The organism is Pseudonocardia sp. ICBG1142 (genome assembly GCF_020496255.1).
Taxonomy (GTDB): domain Bacteria; phylum Actinomycetota; class Actinomycetes; order Mycobacteriales; family Pseudonocardiaceae; genus Pseudonocardia.
In genome coordinates, this window is record NZ_JAHLJC010000030.1 from 588584 (window position 1) to 603998 (window position 15415).

A 15415-nucleotide genomic window follows, 5' to 3' on the forward strand; every position below is an offset into this window, starting at 1 on the left:
GATGCCTTCCGCTCGGGCCCCGACCCGACCCGGGTCAGGGACGCCGGGCGATCGTGGCCGCCGGAGGCCGCCCCGGGATCGAACCGGTGCGCACCGCGGCCGGTACCGGCGTGCACGGTCCGGCCGGTTCGCGGTCGCCGAACTCCGACGGCAGACAGCCGTGGTGGGCGCGGAAGACCCGGTTGAGGTGGGACAGGTCGGCGAAGCCCCAGCGGGCGGCGAGCTCGGTGAGGGTCCCGGCCCGTGTCGGTGCGGTGAGCTCACGGGTGCACCCGTCGACGCGCAGGGCCATGACGGTGCGGGAGAAGCTGCGGTCGGTGCCCTCGTAGAGCTGGTGCAGCTTGCGGACCGAGATGCCGAAGCGCGCGGCGACCGCCGCGGCCGAGGTGTCGCCGGTCCGCAGGTGCGCCGCCAGGTAGCGGTTGACCGCGGCCCGCAGGCCCGCGTCGAGATCCGCGCGTCCGGTGTCGCGCAGCCGGTCGGAGCCGCCGGCCGCCGCGGCCAGCAGCGTCGTGAACGCGGTGTCCGCGGCGTCCGCGCCGGCCGGGTCGAGTGCGTCGAGGCCGTTCCAGGTGGACAGCATGGTGGAGGCGACGATGCGGGCCAGACCGGGCGAGGAGCCGTCGTGGGTGGTCGCGGTGGCGGCATCGAGGTCGGCCACCAGCGGCAGCAGCCGGGCGCGGGGCACCCGGAACGACACGCAGCGCCACTCCTGGGACCGGTCGTCGGCGACGAACTCCAGCCCGTACTCACGGGTGGTGTCGAACAGCGCGAAGCCACCCGGCTCCACGACGCAGCGGCGCCCGGCCTGGGTACCGATGCAGTGCCCGCTGATCTGCAGGTTCACGAACACGTGGTCGGTGACGGTGCGGCGCACCTCGGCCGGGCCGTGGGTGATGAGCTGGGTCGCCGACGACACCTCGGCGCAGTTGGTCGCGGTCAGTCTGCTGGAACGCACCCAGCTGCGGATCTCGTGTGCGTACGCCCGCCCGGTCCGCCGGGCGCCGGGCAGCTCCGCGGCGAGCGGGGTGAACGCCTCGCAGATCACCTCGCGCCAGTAGCTGAACTGCTCGCCGGCCGGGCGGTCCTCAGTGGTCCAGTAGCGCACTCGGGGCCTCCTCGACGGCTCGCATCGGCTCCGATGGCGTCGTCGCCGTGAGCCAGGACACTATCGAGGTGGCGCCTCGGAACCCAGGTCCCGGCGGGGGTGCGCGGGGTGACCGAAGCATGACCGCTCCAGGGCACATCAGTGTTTCCGCCGGTGAACTCCGGATCACGGCCCGGCTCCCGCCGGCACGACGCCGCGGCGCCGGTCACGACGTGACCGGCGCCGACGTCCGCGGCCCGGGGGGACCCGGGTCCCCGGCGAGCTCCCCCGCCGCCTCGCCGAGGAGCTCCCGGAACCAGACGTGGTCGTGGTCGTAGGTGTGCACCGGGTGCCACCACAGGGTCTCGGCAATGGGGACGACGTTCCACGGACACGCCAGCACGCGCAGTGCCCCGTTGGTGGCGAGCGCACGGGCGAGGTGCCGCTGCACCATGGTCAGGCGCGAGGTCCCCGCCAGGTAGAACGGCAGCGCCAGGAAGCTCTCGACGACCGCCTCCACCCGGGGCTCGACGCCCTGGAGCTGGAGCTGGCGGACGGCCGCGATGAACCGGCTCGGGCCGTGGTAGGTCAGGACCCACGGCAGCCGCACGACGTCGTCCATGGTGAGGCTGTCCCCGATCTCCGGGTTGCCGCGGTCGGTCAGACAGACCCACTCGTCGGTGAACAGGTCGACCGACGGCAGGTCGAAGACGAACCCGCGCGGCAGGATCATGCCGTCGACCGCGCGCAGCCAGTCGGTGCTCATGTCGCCGTTCACGACGACGGAGTGGTTCTGGAACCGGATCCGGACACCCGGAGCCCGCTCGGCCGCGATCCGGGCCACCCGCGAGCCCAGCACCGCCATCGCGTAGTCCGAGGTCTGGACGGTGAAGGTGCGGCGCGAGGTCGCCGGGTCGAACTCGGCCCGGCTCGTGAACACGCGCTCGACCTCGTCGAGGGCCCGCGACGCGCGCCCGCGCAACGTCCGGGCCAGCGGGCTGAGCTCGTAGGTGTTGCCCGAGCGCACGAGCAGCGGATCACCGAAGTGCCGGCGCAGCCGGCCCAGCGCGGCGGACAGTGCCGGCTGGGAGAGGCCGAGACGGGCGGCGGCCCGGGTCACCGAACGTTCCTCCAGCAGGACGTCCAGTGGGACGAGCAGGTTGAGATCGAGACCGGCGAGGTTCACGACGTCTTCCGCCCTCCGTTCCGATACTCACGACGCCTATTCACGGCGCTGATGGGAGTCATCAGTGATCTCAGCTTCCCTGATGAGCTGCACAGGTCGCAGAGTAGCTGGAGTCACATCGGCGAGGAGGCCACGGATGAGTCGCACCCACCCGGACCCGGGACCACCCCGGGTCGAGGACCTCGGTGGCGGGCTCTTCGCCTACGTCCAGCCCGACGGCGGCTGGATGATCAACAACACCGGCTTCCTCGTCGGCCGGGACGGTGTCGTCGCCATCGACTCGTGCTCCACCGAACGACGCACCCGCGCGTTCCTCCACACCGTCGGTCGTCACTCGTCCGCACCGGTCCGGACGCTGGTCAACACCCACAGCCACCCCGACCACACGGCGGGCAACGGCTGGTTCCCCGGCGCGACGATCGTCGCGCAGGAGCAGACCCGCTCCGAGATGCTGGCCATGGCCGCGCTCCCGCCGCTGGAGGGGGTCTTCGAACCGGTCGACGAGGGCGATCTGCCCGCCGCGCGGCCGTTCCTGACCTACCGCGACGGCGTCACCCTGTGGGTCGACGACCTGCGCTGCGAGGTCACCCACGTCGGCGTCCCGGCCCACACCACGAACGACTCGGTGGTCTGGGTACCGGAGCACGCCGTGCTGTTCGCGGGTGACCTGCTGTTCGCGGGCGGGACACCGTTCCTGCTGTCCGGCTCGGTCGCGGGTTCGGTGGCCGTACTGACCGATGTCGTCGCCGGGCTCGGCGCCCGCACGATCGTGCCGGGTCACGGCCCGGTGTGCGGCCCGGAGGTCATCGGACGGACGCTCGGCTACCTGCGCTTCGTCCAGGACGTCGCGCGCCGGGGCGTCGAGGCCCGGGGTCAGCCCGCTGGAGGCCGCCCGCGGCACCGACCTCGGTGAGTACGCGGACTGGCTGGACAGCGAGCGGATCGTCGGCAACCTGCACCGCGCCTACGCCGAGGAGCGCGGCGCCGAGCCGGGAGCACCGATCGACGTGCCCGGCGCCTTCGCGGACATGGTCGCCTTCCGGGGCGGACGCCTCCTGACCTGCCGCGCCTGACCGGCGCGGCGGCCGCGTCACCGACCACCACGTCGGCTACGCGGCCCTCCCCCACCCGCACGGCGGCCCGACCACGGCGCCGCCACACCCGACGGAAGGAACCGTTCGTGGCCGTCCCCTTCGCCCTCGCCACGGTCGCCGCGGCCGACGGCGGTGAGCGCCCCGTGCTCGTCGCCGACCCGCTGGGCGACCCGCGCGTGCGCGACCTCTCCGACCTCGCACCGACGGTGCACGCCCTGTTCCGGGACTGGGCAGCCGTCCTCCCGACGCTGGACGGGCTCGCCGCCACGGCCGACGCGCCGCTGGACCCCCGATCGCTGCGCGCGCCGTACGTCCCGGGGCAGATCCTGCAGGCCGGCGCCAACTACCGCACCCATGTCGTCGAACTGGCGGTGAAGCACGCCGACGGCGACCGGCCAGAGGACGAGGTCCGCGCCGAGGCCGCCTCGATGATGGACCGCCGCAGCGCCGAGGGCGAGCCGTACTTCTTCATCGGGCTCCACTCGGCCCTCACCGGCCCCTACGACGACGTGGTGCTGCCCGCCTACTCCGAGCAGCACGACTGGGAGCTGGAGCTGGCCGTGGTCATCGGCCGGGAGGCGTTCCACGTCGAGCCGGGCGACGCCCTCGACCACGTCGCCTGCTACACGATCGCCAACGACCTGACCACCCGCGACCTGGTGTTCCGCCGCGACATGCCCGCGATCGGCTCCGACTGGTTCCGCGCCAAGAACGCCCCCGGGTTCACCCCGCTCGGCCCCTACCTGGTGCCCGCCGGGTTCGTCGCGCCGGACCTGCGGATCACCCTGTCGCTGAACGGCGACACCATGCAGGACGAGTCCACCGCGGACATGATCTTCGACGTCGCGGCGCTCGTCTCCGCGGCGTCGCGGACGGCCCGGCTGCGGCCCGGGGACCTCCTGCTCACCGGCAGCCCCGCGGGCAACGGCATCGCCCACGGCAGGCTGTTGCGCGCCGGTGACGTCATGACCGGCACGATCACCGGCCTCGGGACGCAGCGCACCCGCGTGGTCGCGCCGTGAGCGCCCGGACGGGTCCGGCCGTCGAGCGGGTCGGTGTCGTCGGCGGTGGCGTCGCCGGTCTCGGTGTGGCGATCCTGCTCGCCGAGGCCGGGATCGCCGTCGAGCTCGTCGAGGCCACGCCGGACCTGTCGGCGCTGGGCTCGGGCATCACCCTGCAGCAGAACGCCCTGCGCGTGCTGCAGCGCCTCGGCGTCCTGGACGAGGTGCAGCGCCTGGGCTACGGCTTCAGCTCGCTCGGGATGCGCGCGCCGGACGGCACGCTGCTCGCCGAGGTCCCCGACACCCGCGCCGACGACGGGGGTCTGCCCGCCACCGTCGGGATGTACCGGCCCGACCTGGCCCGGCTGCTCGCGGAGCGGGCCGTGTCGGTGGGGGTCGCCCTGCGCGGCGGCGTCCGGGCCACCGGTCTGGACCAGGACGCGACGGGGGTCGTGCTGAGCTGCTCCGACGGCACCCGCGCCCGCTACGACCTGGTGATCGGCGCGGACGGCGTGCGGTCGTGGACCCGCGGCGAGCTCGGCATCGACCTGGAGCCCGAGCCGGTCGGGATGGGGATCTGGCGCGCGTTCACCCGCCGTCCGGCCTCGGTGACCCGCACCGACCTCTGCTACGGCGGCGCGGCGCACATCGCGGGCTTCTGCCCGACCGGCGAGGACAGCCTCTACGCCTACCTCGTGGAGGACGCCCGGGACCGCAGCACGCTCGGCCCCGAGCAACGGCTGGCCACGATGCGCGAGCTGGCCGAGCACTACCACGGCCCGTGGGACGAGATCCGCGACGACCTCGTGGACCCCTCCCGGGTCCACTACACCTGGTTCGAGTGGCACCTGCTCGACGGCCCGTGGCACCGCGGCCGCACCGTCCTCATCGGCGACGCAGCGCACTGCTGCCCGCCGACACTCGCCCAGGGCGCGGCCCAGGCGCTGGAGGACGCCCTCGTCCTCGCCGAGCTGCTCACCACCCGCCCCGCTCTCGACGACGCCCTGTGGGCGGACTTCGGCGCACGCCGGCTGCCGCGGGCGCGCGCGGTCGTCGAGGGCTCGGTGCAGCTGTGCCGGTCGCTGCGCGACGGCGACCAGGCGGGTGTCCCACAGCTGATGGGCCGGATGAGCGCGCTGATCGGCCAGGCCCCGTGAGCGCCCCGGGTCCGGTCGTCGACGTCCACGCCCACTGCCTCGTCGGCGCGGTCGAGGAGCTCGTCGCCGGTCGACCCGAACTCGCCGAGCAGCAGGCGCTCGACGTGCTCCGCAGCGGCGCCGACTCGCTCGGCCCGACGGCCGCGATGATCCGTGTCGCGCTGCCCGCGCTGACCACCGTGCCGCGCAGGCTGGCCGACATGGACGCCGCGGGCGTCGACGTGCAGGTCGTGTCGCCGTCGCCGTCGCACTACCACTACTGGGCGGACCCCGAGCTCGCCCGGGCCGTGTGCGGGGCCGCGGGACAGGGGGTCGCCGACGTCGTCGCGCAGGCGCCGGACCGGCTCGTCGGGCTCGGCCTGGTCCCGCTGCAGCACCCGCAGCTGTGCGCGGACGCCCTCGACGAGGCGCTCGACCGGGGGCTCAGAGGGGTCGAGATCTCCTCCGCCGCTCCCGGGGTCGAGCTGTCCGACCCCCGGCTGGCCGGCTTCTGGGCGCGGGCGGAGCAGACCGGCGCGGTGGTGTTCCTGCACCCGTTCGGTTGCTCGCTCGACGAGCGCCTCGACCGCTTCTACCTGTCCAACACCGTCGGTCAGCCGGTGGAGAACGCCGTCGCGCTCTCCCACCTGATCTTCGCCGGGGTGTTGGACCGGCACCCCGGTCTGCGCGTGCTCGCCGCCCACGGCGGCGGCTACCTGCCGACCTACCTGGGACGGTCGGACCACGCCTGGCAGGTACGGCCGGAGGCCCGGGGATGTGCCCTGCCGCCGTCGTCCTACCTGAAACGCCTGTGGTTCGACTCGCTGGTGCACACCCCGGAGGCGCTGCGGGCGCTCGTCGCCGCCGTCGGCGCCGACCGGGTGCTGCTCGGTTCCGACCATCCCTTCGACATGGGCGTGCCCGACCCGGTGGCCCGCCTCGACGCCGCCGGGCTCCCGCCCGGCGACCGCGCCGCCATCGCCGGCGGCACCGCGCAGACGCTGGGGCTCGTCCCCGGGAAGGACTCCTGATGACTCCGCCCACCCCACCGACCACGACCACGGCACCGGCCGCCGAGCGCCTGATCACCCACCTGCGCCATGTGGACCTCGCGGTCCCCGACCTGGCCGCCCAGCAGGCGTTCTACACCGGCGCATGGGGGCTCACCGAGGTGCACACCGACACCGGGCTGTCGTTCCTGGCCGCCGAGGGCAGCCCCGAGCAGTACATCGTCCGGCTGCGCGAGGCCGCCGACAAGCGCATCGACCTGATCGCCTTCGGGGCCGCGACCGCCGCCGACGTCGACACCCTGGCCGCCCGGCTGGGCCGGGCCGGGGTACGGCTGGTCTCCGAGCCCGGCGCGGTCCCGACCCCCGGCGGCGGCTACGGCTTCCGGTTCTTCGACAACGAGGGCCGCACCGTCGAGATCTCCGCCGACGTCGCGATGCGCACGCACCGCAGGATCGAGGAGGGCGAGTCCATCCCGGTCCGGCTGTCCCACGTCGTGATCAACTCGGCGGACCCGGAGGGCACCGTCGCCTTCTACGAGCAGCACCTCGGGTTCGCCCTGTCCGACATCCTGACCCACCCCCGGATGGGCCACATGATGTGGTTCCTGCGCTGCAACGCCTGGCACCACAGCTTCGCCGTCGCCCGCTGCCCGCACCCGTCGTTGCACCACACGAGCTTCGAGATGCGCGGGCTCGACGAGTACATGCGCGGCACCGGGCGGCTCCTGCGTGCCGGGGTGTAGAAGATCTGGGGGCCCGGTCGGCACCTGGCCGGCGACAACACCTTCTCCTACTTCCTCGATCCTCAGGGCAACACCGTCGAGTACACGACCGAGCTGCAGATCCTCGACGAGGACACCTGGCACCCCGGGCTGCACGACTTCACCGACCCGCAGGTCTCCGACCAGTGGGGCACCGCCAACGCCATGAACGAGTTCGTGGCGCGCCGGTCGTTCAACGACGTCGACAAGGGCCTGTTCGTGGCCCCGCCGGTGTGAGCGGGGGATCGCGATGCGCATCGCCACGGTCGAGCAGCCCGACGGGGTCGTCCGCTGCGGCGTCGTCGACGGGGAGACGCTGCGCCGCTTCCCCGCCGGGACGACGGTGCTGGACCTGCTGCGCACCGGCACCCTGGCCGAGGCCGGGGCCGCGGCCGACGACCCCGTCCCCCTCGCCGGGCTGCGGCTCCTGCCGCCGGTCCAGGCACCCACGGTGCGGGACTTCGTCGCCTTCGAGGAGCACGTCGAGGGGATGGCGGCGGGCGCAGGAGTCGGCGCCGAGTGGTACCGGGCACCGACGTTCTACTTCACCAACCCCTACGCGCTGGTCGGCGCGCACGACGACGTCGCGGTGCCGCCGGGCTGCGAGCGCCTCGACTTCGATCTGGAGGTCGCCGCGGTGATCGGCCGCGGCGGCGCCGACATCGCCCCGGGCGACGCGGGGGCGCACATCGCCGGCTACACCGTGCTCAACGACTGGTCGGCGCGGGACCTTCAGTTCCGCGAGATGGCCGTGCGGCTCGGCCCCTGTAAGGGCAAGGACTTCGCCACGACGCTCGGCCCCGTGCTCGCCACCGCCGACGAGCTGGAGCCGCACCGCGACCCCGACGGTTTCCTCTCGCTCGGCATGACGGTCTCGGTCAACGGGGACGTCGTCGGTCGCGACCTGCTGTCCAACATGGGCTGGCCGTTCGAGGAGCTCGTGGCCTACGCCAGCCGCGGCACCGAGGTGCGTCCCGGTGACGTCCTCGGCTCGGGGACCTGCGGTAACGGCGGCTGTCTCGCCGAGCTGTGGGGGCGGGGCCGTACCGACCTCCCCGCTCTGGCCCCCGGCGACGTCGTCGAGATGACCGTCGACGGCCTCGGCACCCTGCGCAACACCGTCGTACCCGGCCGCGCCCCGCACCTGATCCCCGGCGCGCGGCCCCGGCCGCGTCGCCGTCCCGTCCCCGGCTGACCCCACACCGTCGAGAGGCCTCTGCCGGTCGAGTGGCCCGGACCACGAACAGGCCCCACCGGAGTCCGGTGGGGCCTGTCGTGTCGTGTGCGCCCGAAGGGATTCGAACCCCTAACCTTCTGATCCGTAGTCAGATGCTCTATCCGTTGAGCTACGGGCGCGTTGCTGTTTCCAGCGTAGCAATCTTCAGTTGTCGGCCGGCGACCGGTGTATCGACCGCCGTGCCGGTGCGGAGGCTCCGGGATTTGAACCCGGGATGGGGGGTTACCCCAAACCGCATTAGCAGTGCGGCGCCATAGACCAGACTAGGCGAAGCCTCCCCGGTGCCTGACGGCCACCAGCGAGGACAACACTACACGCGCGTTCCGATCCTCCCGAACCGGGGTCCCCCTGACCGAGGGACCCCGGTCCGGCGCAGGTCAGGCTCCCGCGAGGGCCACGAACGGGGTCAGCGCGTCCGGGTTCTGCAGCGCGCCGACCGACACCGCCTTCTCCGGTGCGGTCCCGGAGAGGATCTTCTTCACCGGCACCTCGCACTTCTTGCCGTTCAGGGTGCGCGGCACCGCGTCGACGACGACGAACCGGTCCGGCACGTGCCGCGGCGAGAGCTCCTTGCGCAACAGGGTGCGCAGGGTGGGCTCGACGTCGTCGAGGGTGGTGCCGTCGTCGAGCACCAGGAAGCAGAGCAGGGTGCCCTCCTCGCGGGCGCCGAGCGCGGTGGTGTCGATCACCAGCGAGTCGGCGACGCCCTCCACGTTCTCGACGACGGCGTAGAAGTCCGCGGTGCCCATCCGGACCCCGCCGCGGTTGAGGGTGGAGTCCGAGCGGCCGTAGATCACGTAGGAGCCGCGCGGGGTGCGGCGGACCCAGTCGCCGTGGCGCCAGTTGCCGGGGAAGTCCTCGTAGTAGGACTCGCGCAGCCGGGTGCCGTCCGGGTCGTTCCAGAACATGACCGGCATCGACGGGGTCGGCGTGGTGATGACCAGCTCGCCGACGTCGTCGAGCAGGTCGGTGCCGTCCTCGGCCCAGGACCGGACGTCGGCGCCGAGCGCCGCGCAGGACAGCTCCCCCAGCCAGACCGGCACGGTCGGGGCGCTGGTGAGGAACGCGGCACACACGTCGGTGCCGCCGGAGACCGAGCAGATCTGGATGTGCGCCCCAGCGGCCTCGCCGATCCAGCGGAAGCCGTCGACCGACAGCGGGGCGCCGGTGGAGCCGAGCGCGCGCATCGCGGAGAGGTCGTGGTCCTCGCCGGGACGCAGGCCGGCCTTCATGCAGGACTGCACGTACGGGGCGGAGACGCCGAACAGCGCCACCCGGTGCTTCGCGGCGAGTGCCCACAGCGCGCCGAGGTCGGGGTGGCCGGGGCTGCCGTCGAACATCACGATCGTCGCGCCCACGAGCAGGCCGCCGACCAGGAAGTTCCACATCATCCAGCCGGTGGTGGTGAACCAGAAGAACCGCTCCCCCGGCTCGAGCCCGTGCTGCAGGCGCATCGCCTTGAGGTGCTCGACGACGATCCCGCCGTGCCCGTGCACGATGCCCTTCGGCAGGCCCGTGGTGCCGGAGGAGTAGAGCACCCAGAGCGGGTGGTCGAACGCGACGGCGGTGAACTCCAGCGGGCCGGTCTCTGCGGTGAACTCGGCCCAGGTCGTCGTGCCGTCGAGGGCGGCGTCGGGGTCGAGGTAGGGCACGAGGACGGTCGCGCGCAGCGTGGGCAGCCTGGCCTGCAGGTCGGCGACCTTGTCCCGGACGTCGAAGCCCTTGCCGTTGTAGCGGTATCCGTCGACGGCGACGAGCACGGCGGGCTCGATCTGGGCGAAGCGGTCGTGCACCGCGCGGGCGCCGAAGTCCGGCGAGCACGACGACCAGATCGCCCCGAGGCTCGCCGCGGCCAGGAAGGCGACGAGGGTCTCGACGCTGTTGGGGGCGAGCGCGACGACCCGGTCGCCCCGGCCGACCCCGGCCCGGACGAGCCCGGCGCGGGCGCGGGCGACCTGGTCGCGCAGCTCGGCGTGGGTGACGGTGCGCTCCAGGCCGTCCTCTCGGACGAACTCGACGGCGACGTCGTCGTCGGCGCGGCCCGGGCCGGGGGTCAGGGCGTGCTCGGCGTAGTTCAGCGTCGCGCCGGGGAACCACTGCGCGCCGGGCATGTCCCGCGAGCCGAGCGTCGCCGTCGGGAGGTCGTGGAACAGCACGCCGCAGTACTCGGCGACGGCCGACCAGAAGCCCTCCAGGTCGGTCACCGACCAGCTGTGCAGCTGCGCGTAGTCGGTGACGTCGGTCAGCGGGGCGCCCCGCTCGTCGCGCGCCCAGGTGGCGAAGCGGACGATCTCGGTGTCGCCGGTCCGCGTCGGGTCCGGGCTCCACAGGAGCTCGGGGACCTCCGGGTCGGTGACGGTCTGCGGTGACGGCACGGGCGACATGACCCGAGCATCCCCGACGGCACCGGCCACGCACCAGTGGTCCGGTCCCACCGGGACGGTCAGGCCGCACCGACGATCGGCGGCGCGAGCCGGGCGAAGCCCTCCTGCCGCTCGTAGGGGAAGTGCGGGTACGGCGCGGGCCGACGGGACACCGCGTCCAGACGGGCCAGCTGGTCGTCGTCGAGGCGCCACCCGACGGCGCCGAGGTTCTGTTCCAGCTGTTCCGGGTCCCGGGCACCGATGATCACCGAGCTGACCGTCGGCCGGGTGGTGAGCCAGTTCAGCGCGATCTGGGGCACCGTCGCGCCGGTCTCGGCGGCGATCGCGTCGAGCACATCGACGACGTCGTGGAGCAGGCCGTCGGGCACCGGCGGGCCCGCCTCGGCGGTGGCGTGCAGGCGGCTGCCCGCAGGCAGCGGGGCGCCCCGGCGGATCCGGCCGGTCAGCCGCCCCCAGCCCAGCGGGCTCCAGACCAGCGCGCCGACCCCCTCCTCGCGGCCCAGCGGCATCAGGTCCCACTCGTAGTCGCGCCCGACCAGCGAGTAGTAGACCTGGTGGGCGACGGGCCGTGCCCACCCGTGCCGGTCGGCGAGGTCCAGGGCCCGCACGAGCCGTCGCCCGGGGAAGTTGGAGACGCCGGTGTAGCGCACCTTCCCCGCGCGGACCAGCTCGTCGAGGGTGGAGAGGACCTCCTCGGGCGGGGTGCCCGCGTCGTAGGCATGCAGCTGGAACAGGTCGATGTGGTCGGTCCGCAGCCGACGCAGGGCGTCCTCGACGGCCCGGACCAGGCGCGGCCGGGAGGTGCCGGCGTCGTTCGGGCCGGGGCCGGTGGGCAGCCCCGCCTTGGTCGAGATCAGCACCTCGTCGCGGCGGTGCGCGACGGCCGCGCCGAGCACCTCCTCCGAGGCTCCCGCGGAGTAGACGTCCGCGGTGTCGAACAGGGTCACCCCTGCGTCGAGACAGCGGTCGACCATCCGGCGCGCATCGGCGACGTCGACCGATCCCCACGCCCCGAACAGCTCGCCGCTGCCGCCGAAGGTGCCCGCGCCGAGGCTCAGCACCGGGACCTGCAGCCCACTGCGTCCCAACCGTCGGTACTCCATGACCGTCTCCCCCCTAAAGGAACTGCGATTCCGTTTGAACGTACCACGCCAAACGGGACCCTGGTTCCGTCAAGGGCTAGGGTGGGCGCCGTGGCACCGGAGATGAGCAGACCGGGGGGCCGGACCGCGCGGGTCCGGTCGGCCGTGCTGGCGGCGGCGGGCGACGCCCTGATCGAACTCGGGCCGACCGGGCTGGACCTGGCAGAGCTCGCGCGGCGGGCCGGGGTCGGCAAGACGACGGTCTACCGGCGCTGGGGCAGCGTCGCGGCGGTGCTCGAGGACATGGTGTCGGACATGGTCGAGACCTCCGCACCGCGCGCGGACACCGGCTCCCTCGACGGCGACCTGCTCGCCAACGCCGAGCTCGTCCGCGCCACGCTGGCCGACCCGCGGCAGGGCAGGCTGCTGACCGCGCTGATCTGCGCCGCCGTCGGCGACGCGGGGACGGCGCGGGCGCTGCGCGGCTTCTACGACGCCCGCACCGCCGCCTGGGAGCCGTGCGTCACCGACGCGGTGGCCCGCGGCGAGGTGCCCGACGGCACCGATCCGGCCGCCGTGGTGCGGGCGGTCTCCGCCCCGCTCTACCACCTGCTCCTGACCCGCGGCGCACTCCCGGACGCCGACGACGCGCGGCGGGCCGCCGTCGTCGCCGGGGTGGCCGCGCGGGCCGGGGCGTTCGTCAGCGCAGGTGCGCGTCGAACCAGTTGAGGACCCGCTGCCACGCCTCGGCGGCGGACTCCGGGTCGTCGTCGAAGCGGTAGCCGGTGCTCGGGTAGACGACGACGTCGGTCGCCTTCCCCGAGGACGCGGCGGCGTCGCGCAGGCGGGCGACGGCGTCGGTGTCCGACACCTCGGAGTAGATGCCCAGCCAGGGGCAGGTCAGCTCCGGCGCGGTCTCCACCAGCGCGGGCAGGCTGGACCACGGCGAGGACTCGATCCCGCTGCCGGCGACGGTGATCGCCGCGCCGAGGGTGCGGTTCGCCGCCACGTGCAACGCGACCGTGCCGCCGAGGTCGAAGCCGAGCACGCCCATCCGGTCGGCCTCGAAGCCCTGGTCGCCGAGCCAGCCGAAGGCGGTGTCGCAGTCGTCCATGACCTGGCGCGGGTCCAGGCTGCCGACGTGCTCGGCCACCGCGGCCTCCGAGCCGTCGGCGAGGTCGCCACCGGCGTCCGCGTCGCGGTAGAGGTGCGGCGCGACGGCCAGCCAGCCGTCCGCGGCGAGCCCGGTGACCAGCAGCCGGATCGAGTCGGTGACCCCGCGCGCCTCCTGCAGCACCACGATCCCGCCGCGGGCGGCACCGTCGGGTTCGGCCACGGTCAGGCGCAGCTCGCCCCCGTCGGTCAGCGGCACGCCCTCGGTCCGGACAGCGGTGGTCGTCATGTCGTCACTCAACCAGAGCACCGGCCCGCGTTTCGACCCCCGACGGATACCGTTGCCGTCATGACGCTCATCCGCCCCGATCTGGACACCCTGCCCGCCTACGTGCCGGGCCGCACCGTCCCCGGGGCGGTCAAGCTCGCCAGCAACGAGGTGGCCGCGCCGCCCGCTCCGGCGGTGCTGGCGGCCGTGGCCCGTGCCGCCGCAGGTGGCAACCGGTATCCGGACCTCGGCGTCGTCGAGCTGACCGGCCGCATCGCCGACCTGTACGACCTCGCGCCGGAGCGGGTCGCGGTCGGCTGCGGCTCGGTGACGCTGTGCCAGCAGCTCGTGCAGATCGGCTGCCTGGGCCCCGGTGACGAGGTGCTGTTCGCCTGGCGTTCGTTCGAGGCGTACCCGATCGTGACCCAGATCGGCGGGGCGGAGATCCGCACCGTCCCGCTGGACGCCGCCTACCGGCACGACCTCGACGCGATGGCCGCCGCCGTCACCGAGCGGACCCGGGTGGTGTTCGTGTGCAGCCCGAACAACCCGACCGGCCCGGCCGTGCACCGCGACGAGTTCGTCCACTTCCTGGGCGCCGTGCCGCCGGACGTGCTGGTGGCGCTCGACGAGGCCTACGCCGAGTTCGTCACCGACCCCGACGCCGTCAGCGGCCGGCCGCTGCTCGACCAGCACCCGAACCTGGTCGTGCTGCGCACCTTCTCCAAGGCCTACCGGCTGGCGGGACTGCGGGTCGGCTACGCCCTGACCTCCACCGAGATCGCGACCGCGCTGCGCAAGGTGGCGCCGCCGTTCGGGGTCAGCTCGATCGCCCAGGCGGGTGCCGTCGCCGCACTGGAGCACCGGGAGGAGATCCTCGCCGACTGCGCCGCCGTCGTCGCGGAGCGGGACCGGGTGGCCGCCGGGCTGCGTGGGTCCGGGTTCACCGTCCCGGAGAGCCAGGCCAACTTCGTGTGGCTGCCGCTCGGGGACCGGACCGCGGCGTTCGCGACGCACTGCGGCGAGCGGAAGGTGATCGTGCGCCCGTTCGCCGACGACGGGGTGCGGGTCACGGTGTCCACGCCGGAGGAGAACGACATGCTCCTCGACGTCGCGTCGTCCTTCGGGCCCTGAGAGCCGGTGCTCAGCCGTCCAGCTGGTAGCCCAGCCCCCGGATGGTCCTGATCCGTTCGGGACCGATCTTGCGCCGCAGGTAGGACACGTAGACCTGCACCAGGTTGGCCGACACCGGTTCGGTCCAGGCCCGCCGGCCCAGGTCGTCGAGCGCGACCGGCTCGCCCGCCCGTTCGGCCAGCGCGAGCAGCAGCGCGTACTCGGTCGGCGACAGCGCGACCCGGCGGCCGTCGACGAAGACCTGTCCGGCGTCGACGTCGACGGACAGGCCGCCGTGGCCGAGCACCGTCGGCGCCGGCAGGCCCGCGGCGGCACGCAGCCGGAGCCGGATCCGGGACGCGAGCTCGTCCGGGACGAACGGCCGGATCAGGAAGTCGTCGCGGTCGCCGCGCAGCATGCCGATCACCCCGGCCCGCCGTTCGCGCGGCACGACGGTGATCACCGGGGTCGGTGGCGACTCGGACTGGACGGCGCCCAGCAGCACCGAGGGTTCGGGGCCGGGCAGCTCCATGTCGAGCACGAGCAGGTCCGCGCCGCGGGAGCGCAGGGTGTCCAGTAGCTCGATGCCGTCGGCGACGACGACGAGATCCACGCCCTCCGCGGCGAGGTCCTGACGCAGCCCGCGGCCGAGCGCGGCGGTGCCCGCCGACGGCGGCAGCGCCAGCAGCACGCAGAGCGCGCGCATCTCGGAACGCGGTGCGGGGATCGGGAGGGACGGCGTGACGGGGGGAGCGTGATCGTTCACAGATCCTGCGGAGGTCGGGGAGCGGGGAGGTCGTGCGGGGAGCACCGGGGAGGCACGGCCACTGTTCCGCGACCGGTAGCCCGTCACAATCGGCTAACGGTGCGACGTACCGTGACCGTGTAGCCCGAATGGGTGCACCTGAGAGTGCGGTTGCTCTGTTCGGCCCAGCAATACTGC

The 15415-nt window shown here is 73.7% G+C and carries 14 protein-coding genes and 2 tRNA genes; 8 read left to right on the top strand and 8 right to left on the bottom strand.

Annotated elements, in window-relative coordinates; all coding sequences use genetic code 11:
* Window positions 1–34: 34 nt before the first annotated feature.
* Both KPL59_RS36985 and KPL59_RS16935 read right to left on the bottom strand, forming a co-directional pair.
* Window positions 35–1108, bottom strand: a complete 1074-nt coding sequence (locus KPL59_RS36985; protein WP_226361367.1) for a helix-turn-helix domain-containing protein — start codon at window positions 1106–1108, stop codon at window positions 35–37.
* 205 nt (window positions 1109–1313) lie between these two features.
* Window positions 1314–2273: a LysR family transcriptional regulator gene (locus KPL59_RS16935; RefSeq protein WP_226352241.1), complete on the bottom strand. Its 960-nt coding sequence runs from the start codon at window positions 2271–2273 to the stop codon at window positions 1314–1316.
* Between the two features lie 136 nt (window positions 2274–2409).
* Here KPL59_RS16935 and KPL59_RS16940 point away from each other — a divergent pair, with 136 nt between their 5' ends.
* From KPL59_RS16940 to KPL59_RS16965, 6 genes are all read left to right on the top strand, one after another.
* Window positions 2410–3186 carry an MBL fold metallo-hydrolase gene (locus KPL59_RS16940; RefSeq protein ID WP_308187903.1) on the top strand — a complete coding sequence of 259 codons (777 nt, stop codon included), beginning with the start codon at window positions 2410–2412 and terminating at the stop codon, window positions 3184–3186.
* A gap of 267 nt (window positions 3187–3453) precedes the next feature.
* Entirely contained in the window at window positions 3454–4389 is a 936-nt protein-coding gene (locus KPL59_RS16945; RefSeq protein ID WP_226352242.1) for a fumarylacetoacetate hydrolase family protein, read from the top strand.
* A complete protein-coding gene (locus KPL59_RS16950) occupies window positions 4386–5525 on the top strand; it encodes an FAD-dependent monooxygenase (protein WP_226361368.1) in 1140 nt (379 codons plus the stop codon). The genes KPL59_RS16945 and KPL59_RS16950 overlap by 4 nt, the downstream gene beginning before the upstream one ends.
* Window positions 5522–6535, top strand: coding sequence for an amidohydrolase family protein (locus KPL59_RS16955; protein ID WP_226361369.1), 1014 nt, complete (start codon window positions 5522–5524; stop codon window positions 6533–6535). The genes KPL59_RS16950 and KPL59_RS16955 overlap by 4 nt, the downstream gene beginning before the upstream one ends.
* The gene (locus tag KPL59_RS16960) at window positions 6535–7257 is read left to right on the top strand and encodes a VOC family protein (RefSeq protein WP_226361370.1); all 723 of its coding nucleotides are present in this window, start codon (window positions 6535–6537) and stop codon (window positions 7255–7257) included. The genes KPL59_RS16955 and KPL59_RS16960 overlap by 1 nt, the downstream gene beginning before the upstream one ends.
* Before the next feature lie 268 nt (window positions 7258–7525).
* On the top strand, window positions 7526–8470 hold the full coding sequence (locus KPL59_RS16965) for a fumarylacetoacetate hydrolase family protein (protein WP_226351591.1): 945 nt from the start codon (window positions 7526–7528) through the stop codon (window positions 8468–8470).
* A gap of 88 nt (window positions 8471–8558) precedes the next feature.
* On the opposite strand, the gene KPL59_RS16970 is transcribed toward KPL59_RS16965, so the two are convergent.
* From KPL59_RS16970 to KPL59_RS16985, 4 genes are all read right to left on the bottom strand, one after another.
* Window positions 8559–8631: transfer RNA gene (locus KPL59_RS16970), tRNA-Arg, on the bottom strand.
* Window positions 8632–8700: 69 nt separating this feature from the next.
* Window positions 8701–8790 (bottom strand) — tRNA-Ser (locus tag KPL59_RS16975).
* Between the two features lie 99 nt (window positions 8791–8889).
* Complete coding sequence (locus tag KPL59_RS16980) at window positions 8890–10896, bottom strand: acetoacetate--CoA ligase (RefSeq protein WP_226361371.1); 2007 nt, start codon at window positions 10894–10896, stop codon at window positions 8890–8892.
* Window positions 10897–10955: 59 nt separating this feature from the next.
* Window positions 10956–11984: an aldo/keto reductase gene (locus tag KPL59_RS16985; protein ID WP_226361372.1), complete on the bottom strand. Its 1029-nt coding sequence runs from the start codon at window positions 11982–11984 to the stop codon at window positions 10956–10958.
* A 105-nt stretch (window positions 11985–12089) separates the two neighbouring features.
* Between KPL59_RS16985 and KPL59_RS16990 the strand changes: the two genes are divergently transcribed.
* Window positions 12090–12707: a TetR/AcrR family transcriptional regulator gene (locus KPL59_RS16990; RefSeq protein ID WP_212567615.1), complete on the top strand. Its 618-nt coding sequence runs from the start codon at window positions 12090–12092 to the stop codon at window positions 12705–12707.
* Here KPL59_RS16990 and KPL59_RS16995 read toward each other — a convergent pair.
* Complete coding sequence (locus KPL59_RS16995) at window positions 12679–13380, bottom strand: dienelactone hydrolase family protein (RefSeq protein WP_226361373.1); 702 nt, start codon at window positions 13378–13380, stop codon at window positions 12679–12681. The genes KPL59_RS16990 and KPL59_RS16995 overlap by 29 nt on opposite strands.
* A 60-nt stretch (window positions 13381–13440) precedes the next feature.
* Between KPL59_RS16995 and hisC the strand changes: the two genes are divergently transcribed.
* Window positions 13441–14493 (top strand): histidinol-phosphate transaminase, encoded by a 1053-nt coding sequence (hisC, locus tag KPL59_RS17000; protein ID WP_226351568.1) that lies wholly within the window; start codon window positions 13441–13443, stop codon window positions 14491–14493.
* A 10-nt stretch (window positions 14494–14503) separates the two neighbouring features.
* Here the strand turns inward: hisC and KPL59_RS17005 are convergent, their stop codons facing one another.
* Complete coding sequence (locus KPL59_RS17005) at window positions 14504–15178, bottom strand: response regulator transcription factor (RefSeq protein WP_020621680.1); 675 nt, start codon at window positions 15176–15178, stop codon at window positions 14504–14506.
* Between the last annotated feature and the right edge of the window lie 237 nt (window positions 15179–15415).